This window comes from Pseudomonas sp. NPDC089396 (assembly GCF_044749545.1).
Lineage (GTDB): Bacteria > Pseudomonadota > Gammaproteobacteria > Pseudomonadales > Pseudomonadaceae > Aquipseudomonas.
Genome location: NZ_JBIVIC010000001.1, coordinates 251551 through 271503, shown reverse-complemented (window position 1 = coordinate 271503; position 19953 = coordinate 251551). Strand labels below are relative to the sequence as shown.

The following is a 19953-nucleotide window of genomic DNA, read 5'->3' as shown; positions in this document are numbered from 1 at the left end:
AACGGTGAGATGACGGGGTGGATGTGAACGATATCATGGCAATGCCGTTCAGTATTTACAACACACCGCCCCGCACACTGTCCGCTTCGGCGCCTTATTCGCCGTAATAGTCCAGCGGCACCCGCTTCAGGTTGCAGAAGATCTGGTAAGGAATGGTGCCGGCGTGCATGGCCACCTCACTGGCCAGCACCTGCTTGCCCCACAGCTCGACCGGGCTGCCGATGGTGGCCTCGGGCACATCGGTCAGGTCGATGCACAGCATGTCCATGGAGACGCGCCCGATCAGCTGGCTGCGCTTGCCGGCGACCATCACTGGCGTGCCGGTGGGCGCCTGGCGCGGGTAGCCGTCGGCATAACCCATGGCGACCACGCCCACGCGGGTCGGGCGCGGGCTGATGAACTTGGCGCCATAGCCTACCGGTTCACCAGCGGGCAGTTCACGCACGCTGATCACCCGCGATTGCAGGGTCATGACCGGCTGCAGGCGCTCGGCCTGGGCCTGTTCGACCTCGAAGGGCGTGGCGCCATACAGCATGATGCCGGGGCGCACCCAATCGCTCGGGGCCTGCGGCCAGGCCAGCACGCCGGGCGAGTTGCGCAGGCTGCATTCAGCGGCCAGCCCTTGGCGGGCGGCATCGAACACGGCGATCTGTTGGGCGGTGGCGTCGGCATCCAGTTCGTCGGCGCGGGCGAAGTGGCTCATCAGCACGATGCGCGAAACCTTGCCGCTGGCCAGCAGGCGCTGGTAGGCGTCGTGATAATCCTTGGGGTGCAGGCCAACCCGGTGCATGCCGCTGTCGAGCTTGAGCCAGACCGTGAGCGGCTTGCTCACCTGGGTTTTCTCGATGGCCTCGAGATGCCACAGCGAATGGACCACGCACCACAGGTCATGCTCAGCGATCAGTGCCAGTTCGCTGGCTTCGAAGAAGCCTTCGAGCAACAGCACCGGGGCCTTGATGCCAGCTGCTCGCAGCTCCAGCGCCTCCTCGATGCAGGCCACGGCAAAGCCGTCGGCTTCTTCCTCCAGCGCCAGGGCGCAACGCACGGCACCGTGGCCGTAGGCATCGGCCTTGATCACGGCGAGGGCTTTGGCGCCGGTCAGTTCACGGGCCAGACGGTAGTTGTGACGGAGGGCTTGGAGGTCGATCAGGGCACGGGCGGGGCGCATGGCGGCAGCCTTATGGTGGTTCAGGTTGAAAACAGTGTTGAATTCATCGCCGGCAAGCCGGCTCCCACACTTGTAGGAGCCGGCTTGCCGGCGATGAGGCCGGAACAGACGCCTTACTGCTGATGTACAGGCGCGGTCTGACCCTGCTTGGCCACTTCCCGGCTGTTGCCATAACGGGAGATGTCCAGGCCTTCGGCACTGATCTGCGGCTTCTTGCGCGCAATCAGGTCGGCCAGCAGGCGACCGGAGCCACAGGCCATGGTCCAGCCCAGCGTGCCGTGACCGGTGTTGAGGAACAGGTTGCGGAACGCGGTGGCACCCACGATCGGCGTACCGTCCGGGGTGGCCGGGCGCAGGCCGGTCCAGAAGTCGGCCCGGCTCAGGTCGCCGCCGCGAGGATAAAGGTCGTTGACGATCATCTCCAGCGTTTCGCGCCGGGCCGGGTTCAGCGATAGGTCAAAACCGGCGATTTCAGCCATGCCGCCGACACGAATGCGGTTGTCGAAACGGGTGATGGCGACCTTGTAGGTCTCGTCGAGAATGGTCGACGTCGGGGCCATGTCGGCGTTGGTGATCGGTACGGTCAGCGAGTAACCCTTGAGCGGATAGACCGGCGCCTTGATGCCCAGCGGCTTGAGCATCTGCGGCGAGTAGCTGCCCAGCGCCAGCACGTAGCGGTCGGCGGTTTCCAGCTTGCCATCGATCCACACGCCATTGATGCGGTCGCCGGCGAAGTCCAGGCGCTGGATGTCCTGACCGAAGCGGAATTCGACGCCCAGCTTGATGGCCATATCGGCCAGCTTGGTGGTGAACATCTGGCAGTCGCCGGTCTGGTCGTTGGGCAGGCGCAGGGCACCGGCCAGAATGTCTTTCACGCCAGCCAGGGCAGGTTCGACGCGGGCAATGCCGTCGCGGTCGAGCAGTTCGTAAGGCACGCCCGACTGTTCGAGCACGGCAATGTCCTTGGCCGCGGCATCCAATTGAGCCTGGGTGCGGAACAGCTGGGTGGTGCCGAGGCTACGGTTTTCGTAGCCGATGCCGGTTTCAGCGCGCAGTTCGTCGAGGCAGTCGCGGCTGTACTCGGACAGACGCACCATGCGCTCCTTGTTCACCGCGTAACGGCTGGCGGTGCAGTTGCGCAGCATCTGCGCCATCCACAGGTACTGGTCGACATCGCCAGTGAGCTTGATGGCCAGGGGGGCGTGGCGCTCCAGCAGCCACTTGATAGCCTTCAGCGGCACGCCAGGGGCAGCCCAGGGCGAGGCATAGCCGGGCGAGATCTGGCCAGCGTTGGCAAAACTGGTCTCCATGGCCACCGCCGGCTGGCGGTCGACCACGGTCACTTCGAAACCTTGCCGTGCCAGATAATAGGCACTGGCGGTTCCGATTACACCACTACCAAGTACCAGAACTCGCATCGTTTCATCCCTCGCACGCGGCGCACCGCAAAATTTTGTTGATATGGCATGGATGCGCGCAGTATATGAATTCAAAGCCAGTGCAATTCACTATATAAAAGCCTATATTTGGCGAGAATTCTCGGCAAAAACGCCTTTCACGGAGGGGCATCCCCTATGAGAACCCAGCACCAGAGCAAGCGTGAACTGGATAAGATCGACCGCAACATCCTGCGGATCCTGCAGAATGACGGGCGCATTTCCTTCACCGAACTGGGCGAGAAAGTTGGGCTTTCCACCACCCCTTGCACCGAGCGCGTACGCCGCCTGGAGCGCGAGGGCATCATCATGGGCTACAACGCCCGGCTCAATCCGCAGCACCTGAAGGGCAGCCTGCTGGTGTTCGTGGAAATCAGCCTGGACTACAAGTCGGGCGATACCTTCGAGGAGTTCCGCCGCGCGGTGCTCAAGCTGCCCCATGTACTGGAATGCCACCTGGTTTCAGGTGACTTCGACTACCTGGTGAAAGCGCGTATTTCGGAGATGGCGTCGTACCGCAAGCTGCTCGGCGACATCCTGCTGAAGCTGCCGCACGTGCGCGAATCGAAGAGCTACATCGTGATGGAGGAAGTGAAGGAAAGCCTTTGCCTGCCGATTCCGGACTGAGGTCAGACCAGCACCTGGCGGGTCGTGGCAATGAACCGGTGAACGAGCTGCTCGGCCTGCGGCTCGAGCATCTGTTCAGGGCCTCGGCCACGGGGGCAGGCCATGCTGGGCGTGGTGCCGAACAGGCGGCAGATCATCGGGCGCTCTTCGTAGACCGTGCAGCCATTGGGGCCCAGGTGCACGCAATCCAGGTGCTCCAGCGCAGCGTCCTGTTCGGCTTGAGTTTTGCGCGGCAGGCGGGCCATTTCTTCAGTCGACGTGGTGACCGGCCCGCAGCAGTCGTGGCAGCCGGGCTCGCACTCGAAGGATGGGATGAGTTCGCGCAGGAACTGGATCTTGTGGCGGTTGCAGGACATGGCGGGGTACAGATTGAAGGATGAGGGTGAATTATAGGGCCAATCGCCGGCAAGCCGGCTCCCACACGATCTGTGGGAGCTGGCTTGCCAGCGATGAGGCCAGTTGCCCCACCACAAAACCCCAGCTTATCCTCCCCGTTCTGCCCCCAATACCCAGGACCCGCCCAATGATCCAAAGCGCGCAGCACGCCGCCTCCTACTACGCCGCCAGCAGCGCGCCACACCCCGATCATCCTTATCTGCAGGGCGACCACAGCGCCGATGTGTGCATCGTCGGTGGCGGCTACTCAGGCCTGAATACCGCCATAGAGCTGGCCGAGCGAGGCCTTTCGGTCATCCTGCTGGAAGCGCGCAAACTCGGCTGGGGCGCCAGCGGGCGCAACGGCGGGCAGTTGATCCGTGGTGTCGGCCATGGCCTGGAGCAGTTTCTCCCGGTGATCGGTGAAGAAGGCGTGCGCAGCCTGAAGCTGATGGGCCTGGAAGCCGTGGAAATCGTCCGCGAACGGGTCGAGCGTCACACCATCGCCTGCGACCTGACCTGGGGCTACTGCGACCTGGCCAACAAACCCGGCGAGCTGCAAGGCTTTGCCGAGGATGCCGAAGAACTGCGCGGCCTGGGCTACCGCCACGAACTGCGGCTGGTGCAGAAGGACGACATCCACAGCGTGGTTGGCTCCGACCGCTATGTCGGCGGCTTGATCGACATGGGCTCCGGACACCTGCACCCGCTCAACCTGGCACTGGGCGAAGCGGCCCTGGCCAGTCGGCTCGGTGTGCGGCTGTTCGAGCAATCGGAAGTCAGCCGCATCGACTATGGCCCGCAAGTGAAGGTCCACACAGCCCAGGGCAGCGTGCGGGCCAAGACCCTGGTGCTGTGCTGCAACGCCTACCACAATGACCTCAACCGCGAGCTGGGCGGCAAGGTGCTGCCTGCCGGCAGCTACATCATCGCCACCGAACCGCTCGGGGAAGAACGCGCCCGCCAATTGCTGCCGCAGAACATGGCGGTGTGCGACCAGCGCGTGGCCCTGGACTACTATCGCCTGTCCGCCGACCATCGCCTGCTGTTCGGCGGTGCCTGCCACTATTCCGGCCGCGACCCGCAGGACATTGCCGCCTACATGGGGCCGAAGATGCTCAAGGTGTTCCCGCAACTGGCCGACGTTCGCATCGATTACCAATGGGGCGGCATGATCGGCATCGGTGCCAACCGCTTGCCGCAGGTCGGCCGCCTGGCCAGCCAGCCCAACGTCTATTACGCCCAGGCCTATTCGGGCCACGGCCTCAACGCCACCCACCTGGCCGCGCGCCTGCTGGGCGAGGCGATCAGCGGCCAGCAGAGTGGGCGCTTCGACCTGTTCGCCAAGGTGCCGCACATCACCTTCCCCGGCGGCAAGCACTTGCGTTCGCCGCTGCTGGCGCTGGGGATGCTCTGGCACCGGCTCAAGGAACTGGTGTAGGAGCGGCCTCGTGTCGCGAAAGGGCCGCGAAGCGGCCCCCGAACGTTTGCAGCGCGTCAAATATTGCTGGGGCTGCTTTGCAGCCCTTTCGCGACACAAGGCCGCTCCTGCACAGGTCAATCCCTCCAGAACGGCTTGCGTCCTTCCTCACGGGCCTGCTCCCAGGTCAGGCCAATATCGCGCAGCTGGCTATCGTCCAGCTGCAGCAAGGCCCTGCGGGTGTGCCAGCGATGCACCATCAAGCCCCAACGGCCAAGCCCTGCCGGTGCATTGAAAACCTGGGTCCGCTGCTCGGCTTCAAGCTCATCGGCCATCAGTTGCAAGCGCACATCGCTCATGCCACCCATCGCTGCGTTCTCCCACTCAGTTGATACCGTGGGGAAAGCATGCCCTTCGGCAACCCTGGCAATACAGATCCAATAGCGCCTTATTATTCCCATACAGAATTGGCGACGAGCCAGCTGAATGCTGTATTTTCGGCGCAACTGTACTGGTCGCAGCCCCACCATTGCCCAGGAGTATGCCGTGACCCTTTACCTCAACCTCGCCGAGCTGCTCGGCGCGCGCATCGAGCAGGGCCTTTACCGCCCCGGCCAGCGCCTGCCCTCTGTACGCGCCCTGAGCATGGAACATGGCGTCAGCCTGAGCACAGTGCAGCAGGCCTACCGCATGCTGGAAGACAGCGGCATGGTGTCGCCGCGGCCAAAATCCGGCTACTTCGTCAGCGACCACCGCCAATTACCTGCCCTTCCCGCCGTCAGCCGACCGGCCCAGCGCCCTGTGGATATCTCCCAGTGGGAACAGGTACTGGAACTGGTACGCAGCACCCCGCGCCCGGATGTGATCCAGCTCGGCCGCGGCATGCCCGACGTCGATAGCCCGACCCTCAAGCCCTTGCTGCGCAGCCTGGCGCAACTGAGTCGCCGACAGGACATGCCAGGGCTGTACTACGACACCATCCACGGCAACCTTGCCCTGCGCGAACAGATCGCCCGCCTGATGCTGGATTCCGGCTGCCGTCTGGGCCCGAGCGACCTGGTGGTGACCACCGGCTGCCACGAGGCATTGTCGTGCAGCATCCGCGCGGTCTGCGAGCCGGGGGACATCGTTGCGGTGGATTCACCCAGCTTCCACGGCGCCATGCAGACCCTCAAGGGCCTGGGCATGAAGGCGCTGGAGATTCCCACCGACCCGATCACCGGCATCAGCCTCGAAGCCTTGGCGCTAGCGCTGGAACAGTGGCCGATCAAGCTCATCCAGGTCACCCCGAGCTGCAACAACCCGCTCGGCTACATCATGCCCGAGGCCCGCAAGAAGGCCCTGCTGAGCCTTGCCCAGCGCTACGACGTGGCGGTTCTCGAAGACGATGTGTACGGCGACCTGGCCTACACCTACCCCCGCCCACGCACCCTCAAGTCCTTCGACGAAGACGGCCGGGTGCTGCTGTGCAGCTCGTTCTCGAAAACCCTCGCGCCTGGCCTGCGTATCGGCTGGGTAGCGCCCGGCCGCTACCTGGAGCGGGTGCTGCACATGAAGTACATCAGCACCGGCAGCACCGCTGCCCAGCCGCAACTGGCCATCGCCGACTTCATCGCCGGCGGCCACTACCAGCCCCACGTGCGGCGCATGCGCAGCCAGTACCAGCGTGGGCGTGACCTGATGAGCGACTGGGTGACCCGCTATTTCCCGCCCGGCACGCGCGTCAGCCGGCCCCAGGGGGGGTTCATGCTGTGGGTGGAGTTGCCCGAAGATTTCGACACGCTGCGGCTGAATCGGGCTTTACTGGAGCAGGGCGTGCAGATAGCGGTAGGCAGCATCTTTTCGGCCTCGGGCAAGTTTCGCCACTGCCTGCGCATGAACTTCGCCTCGCGGCCGACGCCGCAGATCGAAGCCGCCGTGCGCAAGGTAGGTGAAACCGCCCTTCGTCTACTGGATGAAGATACCGGCCAGGCGTAACTTTGCGCCGCCCGCCACGGTCCAACCCCATAGGCTTTGCTGTACAGGACGATCCACCCTTGACACTCCAGCGAGCCGTGCCTCTGCTGCTGGTGCTGCTCGGCCTTGCAGGCTGCGCCAGCATCGACATGCCCCGCGAAATCAGCCAGGCACTGCCTGCCAGCGATTCGGCGTTCGGCCGCTCGGTGCAGCGCCAGGCCGCGCCCTATGGCGGGCGCTCGGGCTTCCGTCTGCTGCCCAACAGCAACGAGGCATTCCGTGCCCGTGCCGAGCTGATCCGCAACGCTCAGGCAAGCATCGACCTGCAGTACTACATCGTCCATGACGGCCTGAGCACTCGGGCCCTGGTCCATGAGCTGCTGCGTGCCGCCGACCGTGGCGTGCGCGTACGCATCCTGCTCGATGACACCACCAGCGACGGCCTGGACGTCATCATGGGCACTCTCGACGCCCACCCCAACATCCAGATTCGCGTGTTCAACCCGCTGCAACTGGGGCGCAGCACGGGCGCCACGCGGGCCGTGGGTCGCTTGTTCAACCTGTCGCTGCAGCACCGGCGCATGCATAACAAGCTGTTCCTGGTCGACAACAGCATGGCCATCGTCGGCGGACGCAACCTGGGCGACGAGTATTTCGATGCCGAACCCAATCTCAACTTCACCGACATCGACCTGCTTGGTGTAGGCCCCGTGGCCGAGCAGCTGGGCCACGGTTTCGACCAGTACTGGAACAGCGCCCTGAGCCGGCCGATCGGCGACTTCCTCTGGCGTCTGCCGGACGCTGCCGACCTGCGTGCCAGCCGCCGGCGCCTGGAAGTGTCGCTGGCCGAGGCGCGGGTGCAGCGCAAGGCGCTGTATGACCGCTTGATGGCCTATCAATCACAGCCACGTCTGGATGTCTGGCGCAACGAGCTGATCTGGGCTCACAGCCAGGCGCTGTGGGATTCACCCAGCAAGGTGCTGGCAGACGACGAGCCGGATCCGCAATTGCTGATGAGCCAACAGTTGGCGCCGGACCTGACCGCCGTACACCGCGAGCTGATACTGGTTTCGGCCTACTTCGTGCCGGGTGAGACCGGGCTGCTGTACCTGACGGGCCGTGCCGACGCAGGCACCTCGGTGAAGCTGTTGACCAACTCGCTGGAAGCCACCGATGTGCCGGCGGTGCATGGCGGGTATGCACCCTATCGCCGGGCGCTTCTGGAACATGGCGTGCAACTGTTCGAGCTGCGCCGCCAGCCGGGTGACCCCAGTGCCGGGCGCATGAGTTTCCATGGCAGTTCGGACTCGAGCCTGCACAGCAAGGCAATCGTCTTCGACCGGCGCAAGACCTTCATTGGCTCGTTCAACTTCGACCCCAGGTCGGTGTTGTGGAACACCGAGGTAGGCGTGCTGGTGGACAGCCCGGAACTGGCCGAATACACCCGCGAACTGGCCATGCAGGGTATGGCGCCGGCACTGAGTTATCAGGTCAGACTGGTGAATGACAAGCTGGTCTGGGCGACGGAGGACAATGGCCAGCGGCACATGCTGACGTCGGAGCCTGGCGGGCTGTGGCGGCGGTTCAATGCCTGGATCAGCAAGGCCGTCGGGTTGGAGAAGATGTTGTAGCCGAGGGCCTCATCGCCGGCAAGCCGGCTCCCACAAGGACCCTGCAAAACCCTGTGGGCGCCGGCTTGCCGGCGATTGGGCCGCAACGCGGCCCCAAGATACTTCAGGCAGACGCCGGCTCGAACGCCCCACGCCGGCGAGTCAGCAACACCAGCCCCGCCGCCCCCGCCGCCATCAGCCACAGCAGCGCATGCCCGCTGACCCACTGGCTCCCCGCCCCTGCCAGCAACGGCCCGAGCAAGCAGCCAATGCCCCACAGTTGCGCCACATGGGCGTTGGCGCGCACCAGTTCATCATCCCGGTATCGCTCGCCGATCAACACCAGCGACAAGGTGAACAAGCCACCGGCACTGGCCCCGAACAGCACCCACAACGGCCAGATCGCTGGCGTTTGCAACAGCAACGGAATCGCCAGGCTGGAGCACAGCAAGGTCACGGCACAGCCGGTGAACAAGCTGCGCCGCGACATGCGGTCGGCCAGCGCGCCAATGGGCAATTGCAGCACAGCATCACCCACCACCACGGTACTGACCATGAACAGGGCGACTTCGGTGGTGAAGCCTTGCTGCAGGCAGTACACCGGCAGCAAGGTGAGAATCATCGCCTCGAAGGAAGCGAACAAGGCAATCGCCCAGGCGATCACCGGCAGGCGCCGGCAGAAGGCGAACAAGTCGCTGAAGGTCACGCTGCAGGCCTCGGTGCTAGGCGCACCACCGCGTCCGAGCAGCACCAAGGGGGCGCACAGCAACAGGCCGGTCGCGGCCCAGAAACCGAAATCGTCGTCGGAGCCAAGAAACCCCAGCACCAGTGGCCCGGCCAGCTGGCTCAGGGCGTAGCTGCTGCCATACAGCGCCACCAGGCGGCCGCGCCACTGTTCGACCACCAGTTGGTTGATCCAGCTTTCACCGAGGATGAACACTACGGTCAGCGACATGCCGATCAGCAAGCGCAGCGCCAGCCACAAGGGGTAGCTCGGCAGCAATGCCAGCAGGCCGATCGACAGGGCGCCGCCCCACAGGCACAGGCGCATCGCCGAGGGCACACCTACCCAGCCGGCCAGGCGGCTGGCCAGGCTGGCACCGAGCAGCACGCCCAGTGCCGGCATGGCGGCCATCACCCCGATGGCGAAGCTGCCATAGCCCCAGGCCTCCAGGCGCAGGGACACCAGCGGCATGCTCACGCCGAGCGCGAGCCCGACGCTCAACACCGATGCCAGTACGGCGAAGTAGGTACCCCAGCGCATTGCAGCCTCCCAGGCAGAATTCTTGAACAGCAGAAACGACAAAGCCGGGACGGTGAGAACCGGCCCGGCTGTGGCTGGGGCTGCTGGGCAGCCCATCGCTGGCAAGCCAGCTCCCACAGGGTTCAGTGCAGTCCTTGTGGGAGCTGGCTTGCCAGCGATTGGGCCGCGAAGCGGCCCCTCTGGATTACAGCTTGATCCAGGTCGCTTTCAGCTCGGTGTACTTCTCCAGTGCATGCAGCGACTTGTCACGGCCGTTGCCCGACTGCTTGAAGCCACCGAACGGCGCGGTCATGTCGCCGCCGTCGTACTGGTTGACCCAGACGCTGCCAGCGCGCACGGCACGAGCGGTCTTGTGGGCCTTGGAAATGTCCGAGGTCCAGATGCCAGCGGCCAGGCCATACGGGGTGTCGTTGGCAATGGCGATGGCTTCTTCAGCGGTGTCGAAGGCGATCACCGACAGTACGGGGCCGAAGATTTCTTCCTGGGCGATCTTCATGGCGTTGGTCACGCCGTCGAAGATGGTCGGCTCGACGTAGGTACCGCCAGTCTCTTCCAAGGTACGCTTGCCACCGGCCACCAGCTTGGCGCCGTCCTGATGACCCGCGTCGATGTACGACAGCACGGTGTTCATCTGCTGGGTGTCGACCAGCGCGCCGACAGTGGTCTGCGGATCCAGCGGGTTGCCTGGCTTCCAGCCCTTGAGGGCCTCGATCACCATGGGCAGGAACTTGTCCTTGATCGAACGCTCGACCAGCAGGCGGGAACCGGCGGTGCAGACTTCGCCCTGGTTGAAGGCGATAGCGCTGGCGGCCGCTTCTGCTGCAGCTTGCAGGTCCGGGGCGTCGGCGAAGACGATGTTCGGGCTCTTGCCGCCGGCTTCCAGCCAGATGCGCTTCATGTTCGACTCGCCCGCATAAACCATCAGCTGCTTGGCGATCTTGGTCGAACCTGTGAACACCAGGGTATCGACGTCCATGTGCAGGGCCAGGGCCTTGCCCACGGTGTGGCCGTAGCCTGGCAGCACGTTGAGCACGCCCGCCGGGATACCGGCTTCGATGGCCAGCTGGGCGATACGGATGGCGGTCAGCGGCGATTTTTCGGACGGCTTGAGCACCACCGAGTTACCGGTGGCCAGGGCCGGGCCGAGTTTCCAGCAGGACATCAGCAGCGGGAAGTTCCACGGTACGATAGCGCCGACCACACCCACCGCTTCGCGGGTGACCAGGCCGAGCTGGTCGTGCGGGGTCGGGGCGACTTCGTCGTAGACCTTGTCGATGGCTTCAGCGGTCCAGTGGATGGCATTGGCTGCGCCCGGCACGTCGATGGTCGACGAGTCGCCGATCGGCTTGCCCATGTCCAGGGTTTCCAGCAGGGCCAGCTCTTCGACGTTCTTGCGCAGCAGGTCGGCAAAACGGATCAGCTTGGCTTTGCGCTTGGCCGGAGCCAGTTGCGACCAGACACCGGAATCGAAGGTAGCGCGGGCGTTTTCCACGGCGCGGTTGGCGTCGGCCACGTCGCAGCTGGCGACCTTGGCCAGGAAGCGTCCGTCGACCGGGCTCAGGCAGTCGAAGGTTTCACCGGATGCGGCGTCGGTGTATTCGCCGTTGATGAAGGCACGCCCTTCGATCTTCAATTGCTGGGCACGTTGTTCCCAGTCTGCACGAGTCAGGGTGGTCATACGAAACTCCTCCTCTTGTTTAGGTGCAACGCCGCACTGAGGACTCACAGGCGTTGTCAGAATTCGAGCCGGGCGACACGCGCACACCGGCAAGCGATACCCTAAACCAGGCCGGGTAAACTATCAATATATTTGACACGAATGGCTCAAAAGCCTACTGATGTTCATTTTATTAAACAACAACAGGAGCCGCACCATGGATATCGCCAACATCATCGACTTTGCGCAGGTCCTCACCGAAGCTGAACGCTACCGCCCGGCGGCGGAAAAAATCCTCAAGGGCGAGCCGGATCAGGCGGTCTACAACCACTATTCCAGCCCATGCGGCCAGTTCGCTGCGGGTGTGTGGGAAGGTGAAGTCGGGCAGTGGACGGTGAACTACACCGAGCACGAATACTGCGAGATCGTTCAGGGTGTTTCGGTGCTGCGCGATCAGGATGGGGGTGCGAAAACGCTGCGTGCCGGTGATCGGTTCGTCATCCCGGCCGGTTTCAAGGGCACCTGGGAGGTGCTGGAGCCTTGCCGCAAGATCTATGTGATGTTCGAGCAGAAGTAACAATCGCGCGCACCGATGATCGATAGCGTTAATTACCGCCCTCGTAAAGCGCTTAGCGACAAGAATTGCTGCGTCCACTCAAGGACATCACTCAAGGAGATACAGCATGACCACCGACATCCTCGGACCGGCACGTCACATCATCGGCTCGCGTTACGTAGAAAGCGTCCAAGCCTATGTACTTGAACTGACAGGCCTGGAAGTGGTGAAAGTCGTCACCGGCATCGCGGACACTTTGGAATACCACCATAACCAGGTACGAATCGATGTGGATGAAGATGGCAACATCAGCGGCCTGAGACACGGTTGATCGCCTGGGAGCACGCCTTTCCCGGAAGCAAAAAAAACCCGCATCCTTTCGGATGCGGGTTTTTTTCTGGTCACCGGGATCAATTACTTGATCTTGGCTTCCTTGTACACCACGTGCTTGCGAACAACCGGATCGTATTTCTTGATCTCGATTTTGTCCGGAGTGGTGCGCTTGTTCTTGTCGGTGGTGTAGAAGTGGCCGGTACCGGCACTCGAAACCAGACGGATCAATTCACGCATGATGTTCTCCTTAGACCTTGGCGCCAGCGCGACGGATGTCAACCAGAACGGCGTCGATGCCGCGCTTGTCGATGATACGCATGCCCTTGGCAGAAACGCGCAGACGCACGAAACGGTTCTCGGATTCAACCCAGAAACGGTGGTGCTGCAGGTTCGGCAGGAAACGACGACGGGTTTTGTTGTTTGCGTGGGAAATGTTGTTCCCGGTTACTGGACCCTTACCAGTAACTTGACAGACTCTCGACATGACTCAGCCCTCTAAAACCACATGCCCAACCCGGCATGGGTTGGCCGCTTAATCTCTCAGTCTTTGGCGCCAGGCGCCGTGATTCTGGAGGTCTTATCGACCGGATCCGCTGATGCGACAGGCCGAGCCCCTAGAAAAGAGCGCTGCTTTATACCAGAAAGACTACGCCACAACAACAGAATATGAGCATCTGCTTGCTGCAAATGGCGCGCGAGCAGCATAGCGACTAGTCCGGCGAACTGTCGACCGCTCGTCGCCGATCCACTGAAAAAGAGGGTGGCCATTTCCTACAGTGCGCACTAGGGTAGGACGTTTCCAGACTGCACTGGCAGTTGGGCCACTGACAGCCAAGGAGTCACGATGCGTGCCGCCGCCCTTTCCTTATTGTTCACCTCTCTGCTTGCAGCCGGCCTCGCCCAGGCTGCACCGCTGAGCGTCTGCAGCGAAGCCAGCCCCGAGGGCTTCGATGTGGTCCAGTACAACTCGCTGACCACCACCAATGCCTCGGCCGATGTGCTGATGAACCGTCTGGTCGAGTTCGACGCAGCCCAGGGCAAGGTGGTTCCGAGCCTGGCACAGAGCTGGACAGTGTCGGCTGACGGGGTGGTCTACGACTTCAAGCTGCGCGAGGGCGTCAAATTCCACACCACGCCCTACTTCAAGCCGACTCGCGAGCTGAATGCCGACGACGTGCTGTTCAGCTTCCAGCGCATGCTCTACCCCGCCCACGCTTGGCACAAAACGGCCCCGGGCGGTTATCCACACGCCCAATCGCTGCAACTGGGCAGCCTGATCAAATCGATCGAGGCGCCGGAGCCGAACAGCGTGCGCTTCACCCTGAGCCACGCCGACGCCACGTTCCTGGCCACCCTGAGCATGGGCTTCGCCTCGATCTACTCCGCCGAGTACGCCGACAACCTGCTCAAGGCCGGCACCCCGGAGAAGCTCAACAGCCAACCGATCGGCACTGGCCCGTTCGTTTTCCAGCGTTTCCAGAAGGACGCCGTGGTGCGCTACCGCGCCAACCCCGACTACTTCGACGGCAAGCCCGAGGCCGACCCGCTGATCTTTGCCATTACCCCCGATGCCAACGTGCGTCTGCAAAAGATCAAGCGCGGCGAATGCCAGATGGCCCTGTCGCCCAAGCCCCTGGACATTGCCGAAGCCGGCAAGGACAGCAACCTCAAGGTCGCCAGCACCCCGGCCTTCATGACCGCCTTCGTCGCCATCAACAGCGAACACCCGCCGCTGGACAAACCCGAGGTGCGCCAGGCAATCAACCTGGCCTTCGACAAGCAGGCCTACCTCAAGGCCGTGTTCGAAAACACCGCCACCGCGGCCAATGGCCCCTACCCGCCCAACACCTGGAGCTACGCCAAGGACCTGCCCGGCTACCCGCTGGACCTGAACAAGGCCAAGGCGCTGCTGGCCAAGGCCGGCCTGCCGGAAGGCTTCAGCACCACGATCTGGACCCGCCCTTCGGGCAGCCTGCTCAACCCCAACCCGAGCCTTGGCGCACAGATGCTCCAGGCCGACCTGGGCAAGATCGGCATCAAGGCCGAGATCCGCGTGGTCGAGTGGGGTGAACTGATCCGCCGCGCCAAGGCCGGCGAGCATGACCTGCTATTCATGGGCTGGGCCGGCGACAACGGCGACCCGGACAACTTCCTCAGCCCGCAGTTTTCCTGCGCGGCGGTCAAGTCGGGGACCAACTTCGCGCGCTTCTGCGACAGCCGGCTGGACCAGTTGATCAGTGCCGGGCGCACCACCAACGACCAGAGCGTGCGCAGCCGCTTGTACCAGCAGGCGCAGACCCTGATCCAGCAGCAGGCGCTGTGGGTGCCGCTGGCGCATCCGACGGCGGCGGCCTTGCTGCGGCAGGGGGTCGAGGGGTATCAGGTGAGCCCGTTTGGGCGGTTGGATTTCAGCAAGGTCTCTGTGACCCGCTGATTTCACGCGTTGCAGGCCCGGCCCTATCGCCGGCAAGCCGGCTCCCACAGAAGCCCCCACAGGCCTCGAACCCTGTGCAGCCTCTGTGGGAGCCGGCTTGCCGGCGATAGGGCCAGTACTGACAGCACATTCAAGCCACAATCCACCCCTGCTCGACCATCGACAGGGGCTCACCGTCGCCGACGATGATGTGATCGAGCACCCGCACATCGATCAATCCCAACCCCCGCTTCAATGAGAGCGTCATGTGCACATCGTCCTGGCTGGGCTCGCTGTTACCCGAAGGGTGGTTGTGGCACAGAATCAGGGCCGCCGCGTTATGCATCAACGCACGGCGCACCACCTCGCGCGGGTAGATGCTGGCCCGGTCGATCGTCCCCCTGAACAGGATCTCGAAAGCCAACGGTCGGTGCTTGCTGTCCAGAAACAGGCAGCCGAACACTTCGCTGGCCTCGTGGCGCAACATGGCCTTGAGATAACGTCGCACCGCAATCGGGCTTTCCAGAGCCGCGGTGCGCTCGATGCCCTCATCCAAGTAGCGGCGGCCGATCTCCAGCAGCGCCTGCAGCTGGGCGTACTTCACCGGCCCCAAGCCCGGCTCGCGCAGAACGGCTTCACGATCAGCCTCCAGAAACGGCCTGAGGCCACCAAAACGCACCAGTAACCCACGCGCCAGGTCCACTACATTGCGGCCGGCAAACCCCGAGCCCAGCAACACGGCTACCAGCTCGGCATCCGACAGCACAGCCGCCCCGCGCAGCAGCAACTTTTCCCGCGGCCGCTCATCCGCCGGCCATTCCCTGATATTCATGCTTGCTCCTTTGACCCTACTACGGCACGTTTCGGCCCTGTGTTAATCTATTTCGCCTCGTACATGCGACGTTCTGCCGCAGGCAGTGTTTTTCGTCGCCGCCCGCTCTCACTGGAAAAAGGCAAGCCTATGCAGCGGCTGTATCGCAAGCGCATCGTTCTCGGCGTAGGGGGTGGCATTGCCGCCTACAAGAGTGCCGAGCTGATTCGCCGACTCCTGGAGCACGGCGCGCAGGTGCGCGTCGTAATGACCCGTGGTGGTGCTGAATTCATCACCCCGCTGACCCTGCAGGCGCTGTCCGGACACCCGGTGCACATGGATCTGCTCGACCCCGCCGCCGAAGCGGCCATGGGTCATATCGAACTGGCCAAGTGGGCCGACCTGGTGCTCATCGCCCCCGCCACCGCCGACCTCATGGCGCGCATGGCCCAAGGCATGGCCGACGACCTGCTGACCACCCTGGTGCTGGCCACCGATGCCACCGTGGCCGTGGCGCCCGCGATGAACCAGGCCATGTGGCGCGATCCGGCTACCCAGGCCAACCTCGATCTGCTCAAGAGCCGTGGCATCCAGGTATTCGGCCCGGCCTCCGGCAGCCAGGCCTGTGGCGACGTGGGCCTGGGCCGCATGCTCGAAGCCACCGACCTGGCCTGGTGTGCCGCCGAAAGCTTCCAGCGCCAGGCGCTGACCGGCAAGCACGTGCTGATTACCGCCGGCCCGACCCAGGAAAACATCGACCCGGTGCGCTACATCACCAATCATAGCTCCGGGAAGATGGGCTTCGCCCTGGCCGAAGCGGCCGCCGAAGCCGGGGCTCGGGTGACCCTCGTCACTGGCCCTGTACACCTGCCGACCCCCGACCGGGTCACGCGGATCGACGTGGTCAGCGCGCGGGACATGCTCGCAGCCTGTGAAGCAGCCATGCCGTGTGACCTGTTCATCGCCTCGGCAGCGGTCGCGGACTACCGCCCAGAGGTCGTCGCCACGCAAAAGCTGAAGAAGGATCCTACGACCGGCGACGGCATGCTGCTGCAGATGGTGCGTAATCCCGATATCCTTGCCACCCTCGCTGGCCGCGACGACCGCCCGTTCAGCGTCGGCTTCGCCGCCGAGACCGAACACTTGCTCGATTACGCCACGCGCAAGCTCAAGGACAAGAACCTCGACCTGATCGTCGCCAATGATGTGGCCAACCCCAGCATCGGCTTCAACAGTGAGGAGAATGCCCTGACCGTGATCGACCGCCAGCAGCACCAGACCCTCTTCGCGCAGACCAGCAAGGGCAAGATCGCCCGGCAACTGGTCGCCTTCATCGCCGAACGGCTCAATCAGGTTCAATAAGTTACATGCACGCTCTTCAAGCCAAGATCCTCGACCCACGCCTGGGCACCGAATTTCCCCTGCCGCAGTACGCCACCCCCGGCTCCGCCGGCCTGGACATGCGCGCCCTGCTCAAGGAGGACACCGTCCTCGAGCCAGGCCAGACCCTGCTGATCCCCACCGGCCTGTCGATCTACATCGGCGATCCAGGCCTGGCAGCGATGATCCTGCCGCGCTCTGGCCTGGGCCATAAGCACGGCATCGTGCTGGGCAACCTGGTCGGCCTGATCGACTCGGACTACCAGGGTGAGCTGATGGTGTCGTGCTGGAACCGCGGCAACACGCCGTTCACCATCGCCGTCGGCGAGCGCATCGCACAGCTTGTTCTCGTGCCTGTGGTACAGGCGCATTTCGACATCGTCGAGCAATTCGACGAGAGCCAGCGCGGCACCGGTGGCTTCGGCCATTCCGGCAGCCACTGAACCAGCTCACGAACGTTCAGGCCAAGGATGGCGAACTCTCTGACGAAACCACCGTCCAAGCGTTCAGTTTGCGCCAGCCCAGAAAGCCTTTGATTATGGAGTTTCCAGAGATGAACGATATGGCCCAACTGGTCCCCGCACTGCCTGACAGCATTTTCCGCGCCTATGACATCCGCGGCGTGGTCGGCAAAACCCTGCACGCCGAAACCGCCTACTGGATCGGCCGCGCCATCGGCGCCCAGACCCTCGCCCAGGGCGAGCCGCAGATCTCGGTTGGCCGCGACGGCCGCCTGTCCGGCCCAATGCTGGTCGAGCAACTGATCAAGGGCCTGGTCGACGCCGGCTGCCACGTCAGCGATGTCGGCCTTGTGCCGACCCCGGCGCTGTACTTCGCCGCCAACGTGCTCGCCGGCAAATCCGGCGTGATGCTCACCGGCAGCCACAACCCGTCGGACTACAACGGCTTCAAGATCGTCATCGCTGGCGACACCTTGGCCAACGAACAGATCCAGGCCCTGCTGACCCGCCTGAAAACCAACGACCTGACCCACGCTGAAGGCAGCGTGCAGAAGGTCGAGATCCTCGAGCGCTACTTCCAGCAGATCGTCGCCGACGTCAAGCTGGCCAAGAAACTCAAGGTGGTGGTGGACTGCGGCAACGGTGCTGCGGGCGTGATCGCACCGCAACTGATCGAAGCCCTGGGCTGCGAAGTGATTCCGCTGTTCTGCGAAGTGGATGGCAACTTCCCCAACCACCATCCAGATCCGGGCAAACCGGAAAACCTCGAAGACCTGATCGCCAAGGTCAAGGAAACCGGTGCCGACATCGGCCTGGCCTTCGACGGCGACGGCGACCGCGTGGGCGTGGTGACCAACACTGGCAACATCGTCTACCCAGACCGCCTGCTGATGCTGTTCGCCCAGGACGTGCTGTCGCGCAACCCTGGCGCCGAGATCATCTTCGACGTCAAGTGCACCCGCCGCCTGACCCCGCTGATCGAACAGCACGGTGGCCGCGCACTGATGTGGAAGACCGGCCATTCGCTGATCAAGAAGAAGATGAAGCAGACCGGCTCGCTGCTGGCTGGCGAGATGAGTGGGCACATCTTCATCAAGGAGCGCTGGTACGGGTTCGACGACGGCATCTACAGCGCCGCACGCCTGCTGGAGATCCTCAGCAAGGCAGGGCAGGACGCCGAAAGCCTGTTCGCCGCGTTCCCAGACGATATTTCCACGCCGGAAATCAACATTGATGTGACCGACGAGGGTAAATTCAGCATCATTGATGCTCTGCAACGCGACGCCGACTGGGGCGAAGCCAACCTGACCACCATCGACGGTGTGCGGGTCGACTATGCCCGCGGCTGGGGCCTGGTCCGCGCCTCCAACACCACCCCGGTGCTGGTGCTGCGCTTCGAGGCCGAAAACGACGCCGAGTTGCAACGTATCAAGGATGTTTTCCGTGCCCAGTTGCTGCGGGTTGCCCCTGAGCTGCAACTGCCGTTCTGACCGACTATCTGTTCCTGACAGGAGCCCTGCATGACCCTCGATCGCGATGCCGCTTCCCATGTAGCCGAGGTTTTGTCCGAAGCACTGCCTTACATCCGCCGCTTTGTCGGCAAGACCCTGGTGATCAAGTACGGCGGCAACGCGATGGAGAGCGAGGAGCTCAAGACCGGCTTTGCCCGTGACATCGTGCTGATGAAGGCCGTGGGTATCAACCCGGTGGTCGTGCACGGCGGCGGCCCGCAGATCGGCGACCTGCTCAAGCGCCTGTCGATCGAAAGCCACTTCATCGACGGCATGCGCGTCACCGACGCGGCGACCATGGACGTGGTTGAAATGGTCCTCGGTGGCCAGGTCAACAAGGACATCGTCAACCTGATCAACCGCCACGGCGGCAGCGCCATCGGCCTGACCGGCAAGGACGCAGAGCTGATCCGCGCCCGCAAGCTCACCGTGAGCCGCCAGACGCCGGAGATGACCCAGCCTGAAATCATCGACATCGGCCATGTCGGCGAAGTGGTCAGCGTCAACACCGACCTGCTGAACATGCTGGTGAAAGGCGACTTCATCCCGGTGATCGCGCCGATCGGCGTGGGCGCCAACGGTGAGTCGTACAACATCAACGCCGACCTGGTCGCCGGCAAGGTGGCCGAAGCACTGAAAGCCGAGAAGCTGATACTGCTGACCAACATCGCCGGCCTGATGGACAAGCAGGGCGAGGTTCTCACCGGCCTGACCACCGAGCAGGTCAACGAACTGATCGCCGACGGCACCATCTACGGCGGCATGCTGCCGAAGATCAAGTGCGCGCTGGAAGCGGTCCAGGGCGGTGTGAACAGCTCGCACATCATCGATGGCCGCGTGCCGAATGCGGTGCTGCTGGAAATCTTCACCGACAGCGGTGTGGGCACCCTGATCAGCAATCGCAAGCCTCGCTGATAGGTCTGCACTGGCCTCATCACCCTCCCACAAGGATCGCACCAAACCCTGTGGGAGCCG

19 protein-coding genes and 1 pseudogene are annotated in these 19953 nt (G+C 63.6%); 11 read left to right on the top strand and 9 right to left on the bottom strand.

The features are described 5' to 3' along the window. Positions 1-94 precede the first annotated feature (94 nt). Both alr and dadA read right to left on the bottom strand, forming a co-directional pair. A complete protein-coding gene (gene alr / locus ACIPZB_RS01330) occupies positions 95-1168 on the bottom strand; it encodes an alanine racemase (protein WP_043274130.1) in 1074 nt (357 codons plus the stop codon). A gap of 113 nt (positions 1169-1281) precedes the next feature. Then, on the bottom strand, positions 1282-2586 hold the full coding sequence (dadA, locus tag ACIPZB_RS01325; protein WP_400638695.1) for a D-amino acid dehydrogenase: 1305 nt from the start codon (positions 2584-2586) through the stop codon (positions 1282-1284). A gap of 156 nt (positions 2587-2742) precedes the next feature. On the opposite strand from dadA, the gene dadR reads away from it, so the two are divergent. Beyond that, entirely contained in the window at positions 2743-3231 is a 489-nt protein-coding gene (gene dadR / locus ACIPZB_RS01320; RefSeq protein ID WP_003258963.1) for a transcriptional regulator DadR, read from the top strand. A 2-nt stretch (positions 3232-3233) separates the two neighbouring features. Here the strand turns inward: dadR and ACIPZB_RS01315 are convergent, their stop codons facing one another. Continuing rightward, on the bottom strand, positions 3234-3587 hold the full coding sequence (locus ACIPZB_RS01315) for a YkgJ family cysteine cluster protein (protein WP_008098240.1): 354 nt from the start codon (positions 3585-3587) through the stop codon (positions 3234-3236). Between the two features lie 167 nt (positions 3588-3754). Here ACIPZB_RS01315 and ACIPZB_RS01310 point away from each other — a divergent pair, with 167 nt between their 5' ends. Next, complete coding sequence (locus tag ACIPZB_RS01310) at positions 3755-5047, top strand: NAD(P)/FAD-dependent oxidoreductase (RefSeq protein ID WP_400638694.1); 1293 nt, start codon at positions 3755-3757, stop codon at positions 5045-5047. Between the two features lie 116 nt (positions 5048-5163). Here ACIPZB_RS01310 and ACIPZB_RS01305 read toward each other — a convergent pair whose 3' ends face one another. Further along, a complete protein-coding gene (locus ACIPZB_RS01305) occupies positions 5164-5394 on the bottom strand; it encodes a DUF1127 domain-containing protein (RefSeq protein WP_400638693.1) in 231 nt (76 codons plus the stop codon). A 178-nt stretch (positions 5395-5572) separates the two neighbouring features. Between ACIPZB_RS01305 and ACIPZB_RS01300 the strand changes: the two genes are divergently transcribed. Continuing rightward, positions 5573-7003 (top strand): PLP-dependent aminotransferase family protein, encoded by a 1431-nt coding sequence (locus tag ACIPZB_RS01300; protein ID WP_400638692.1) that lies wholly within the window; start codon positions 5573-5575, stop codon positions 7001-7003. Between the two features lie 59 nt (positions 7004-7062). Further along, entirely contained in the window at positions 7063-8613 is a 1551-nt protein-coding gene (locus ACIPZB_RS01295) for a phospholipase D family protein (RefSeq protein WP_400638691.1), read from the top strand. Positions 8614-8716: 103 nt separating this feature from the next. Here the strand turns inward: ACIPZB_RS01295 and ACIPZB_RS01290 are convergent, their stop codons facing one another. Continuing rightward, entirely contained in the window at positions 8717-9856 is a 1140-nt protein-coding gene (locus tag ACIPZB_RS01290; RefSeq protein WP_400638690.1) for an MFS transporter, read from the bottom strand. 184 nt (positions 9857-10040) lie between these two features. After that, complete coding sequence (locus ACIPZB_RS01285; RefSeq protein ID WP_400638689.1) at positions 10041-11534, bottom strand: aldehyde dehydrogenase; 1494 nt, start codon at positions 11532-11534, stop codon at positions 10041-10043. A gap of 196 nt (positions 11535-11730) precedes the next feature. Between ACIPZB_RS01285 and ACIPZB_RS01280 the strand changes: the two genes are divergently transcribed. Together ACIPZB_RS01280 and ACIPZB_RS01275 are read left to right on the top strand one after the other, a co-directional pair. Then, complete coding sequence (locus tag ACIPZB_RS01280; RefSeq protein ID WP_008091526.1) at positions 11731-12090, top strand: cupin domain-containing protein; 360 nt, start codon at positions 11731-11733, stop codon at positions 12088-12090. Between the two features lie 106 nt (positions 12091-12196). Then, positions 12197-12400: a hypothetical protein gene (locus ACIPZB_RS01275; protein WP_400638688.1), complete on the top strand. Its 204-nt coding sequence runs from the start codon at positions 12197-12199 to the stop codon at positions 12398-12400. An 83-nt stretch (positions 12401-12483) separates the two neighbouring features. Here ACIPZB_RS01275 and rpmG read toward each other — a convergent pair whose 3' ends face one another. Beyond that, the gene (rpmG, locus tag ACIPZB_RS01270; protein WP_003253507.1) at positions 12484-12639 is read right to left on the bottom strand and encodes a 50S ribosomal protein L33; all 156 of its coding nucleotides are present in this window, start codon (positions 12637-12639) and stop codon (positions 12484-12486) included. Between the two features lie 10 nt (positions 12640-12649). Beyond that, positions 12650-12886, bottom strand: a complete 237-nt coding sequence (gene rpmB / locus ACIPZB_RS01265) for a 50S ribosomal protein L28 (protein WP_008091535.1) — start codon at positions 12884-12886, stop codon at positions 12650-12652. Between the two features lie 360 nt (positions 12887-13246). Here rpmB and ACIPZB_RS01260 point away from each other — a divergent pair, with 360 nt between their 5' ends. Beyond that, on the top strand, positions 13247-14836 hold the full coding sequence (locus tag ACIPZB_RS01260) for an ABC transporter substrate-binding protein (protein WP_400638687.1): 1590 nt from the start codon (positions 13247-13249) through the stop codon (positions 14834-14836). Positions 14837-14966: 130 nt separating this feature from the next. Here the strand turns inward: ACIPZB_RS01260 and radC are convergent, their stop codons facing one another. After that, the gene (radC, locus tag ACIPZB_RS01255; protein ID WP_400638686.1) at positions 14967-15647 is read right to left on the bottom strand and encodes a DNA repair protein RadC; all 681 of its coding nucleotides are present in this window, start codon (positions 15645-15647) and stop codon (positions 14967-14969) included. Positions 15648-15776: 129 nt separating this feature from the next. Here radC and coaBC point away from each other — a divergent pair, with 129 nt between their 5' ends. The 4 genes and pseudogenes from coaBC (at position 15777) to argB (ending at position 19893) form a co-directional block, all read left to right on the top strand. Continuing rightward, positions 15777-16988 carry a bifunctional phosphopantothenoylcysteine decarboxylase/phosphopantothenate--cysteine ligase CoaBC gene (coaBC, locus tag ACIPZB_RS01250; RefSeq protein WP_400638685.1) on the top strand — a complete coding sequence of 404 codons (1212 nt, stop codon included), beginning with the start codon at positions 15777-15779 and terminating at the stop codon, positions 16986-16988. Between the two features lie 5 nt (positions 16989-16993). Then, positions 16994-17449: a dUTP diphosphatase gene (dut, locus tag ACIPZB_RS01245; RefSeq protein ID WP_400638684.1), complete on the top strand. Its 456-nt coding sequence runs from the start codon at positions 16994-16996 to the stop codon at positions 17447-17449. A gap of 131 nt (positions 17450-17580) precedes the next feature. Continuing rightward, positions 17581-18957 (top strand): annotated as a pseudogene (locus tag ACIPZB_RS01240) (phosphomannomutase/phosphoglucomutase); the annotation flags it as partial. 30 nt (positions 18958-18987) lie between these two features. Continuing rightward, entirely contained in the window at positions 18988-19893 is a 906-nt protein-coding gene (argB, locus tag ACIPZB_RS01235) for an acetylglutamate kinase (RefSeq protein ID WP_008091578.1), read from the top strand. Positions 19894-19953 lie beyond the last annotated feature (60 nt).

Excerpts from the sequence above, each read along its gene's own strand:
- ACIPZB_RS01290 (WP_400638690.1), bottom strand. The coding sequence starts at position 9,856 with ATGCGCTGGGGTACCTACTTCGCCGTACTGGCATCGGTGTTGAGCGTC.
- dadR (WP_003258963.1), top strand. The coding sequence starts at position 2,743 with ATGAGAACCCAGCACCAGAGCAAGCGTGAACTGGATAAGATCGACCGC.
- argB (WP_008091578.1), top strand. The coding sequence starts at position 18,988 with ATGACCCTCGATCGCGATGCCGCTTCCCATGTAGCCGAGGTTTTGTCC.
- ACIPZB_RS01305 (WP_400638693.1), bottom strand. The coding sequence starts at position 5,394 with ATGGGTGGCATGAGCGATGTGCGCTTGCAACTGATGGCCGATGAGCTT.
- ACIPZB_RS01260 (WP_400638687.1), top strand. The coding sequence starts at position 13,247 with ATGCGTGCCGCCGCCCTTTCCTTATTGTTCACCTCTCTGCTTGCAGCC.
- radC (WP_400638686.1), bottom strand. The coding sequence starts at position 15,647 with ATGAATATCAGGGAATGGCCGGCGGATGAGCGGCCGCGGGAAAAGTTG.
- ACIPZB_RS01310 (WP_400638694.1), top strand. The coding sequence starts at position 3,755 with ATGATCCAAAGCGCGCAGCACGCCGCCTCCTACTACGCCGCCAGCAGC.
- ACIPZB_RS01285 (WP_400638689.1), bottom strand. The coding sequence starts at position 11,534 with ATGACCACCCTGACTCGTGCAGACTGGGAACAACGTGCCCAGCAATTG.
- ACIPZB_RS01315 (WP_008098240.1), bottom strand. The coding sequence starts at position 3,587 with ATGTCCTGCAACCGCCACAAGATCCAGTTCCTGCGCGAACTCATCCCA.
- dadA (WP_400638695.1), bottom strand. The coding sequence starts at position 2,586 with ATGCGAGTTCTGGTACTTGGTAGTGGTGTAATCGGAACCGCCAGTGCC.
- alr (WP_043274130.1), bottom strand. The coding sequence starts at position 1,168 with ATGCGCCCCGCCCGTGCCCTGATCGACCTCCAAGCCCTCCGTCACAAC.
- rpmG (WP_003253507.1), bottom strand. The coding sequence starts at position 12,639 with ATGCGTGAATTGATCCGTCTGGTTTCGAGTGCCGGTACCGGCCACTTC.
- dut (WP_400638684.1), top strand. The coding sequence starts at position 16,994 with ATGCACGCTCTTCAAGCCAAGATCCTCGACCCACGCCTGGGCACCGAA.
- ACIPZB_RS01275 (WP_400638688.1), top strand. The coding sequence starts at position 12,197 with ATGACCACCGACATCCTCGGACCGGCACGTCACATCATCGGCTCGCGT.
- ACIPZB_RS01280 (WP_008091526.1), top strand. The coding sequence starts at position 11,731 with ATGGATATCGCCAACATCATCGACTTTGCGCAGGTCCTCACCGAAGCT.
- rpmB (WP_008091535.1), bottom strand. The coding sequence starts at position 12,886 with ATGTCGAGAGTCTGTCAAGTTACTGGTAAGGGTCCAGTAACCGGGAAC.
- coaBC (WP_400638685.1), top strand. The coding sequence starts at position 15,777 with ATGCAGCGGCTGTATCGCAAGCGCATCGTTCTCGGCGTAGGGGGTGGC.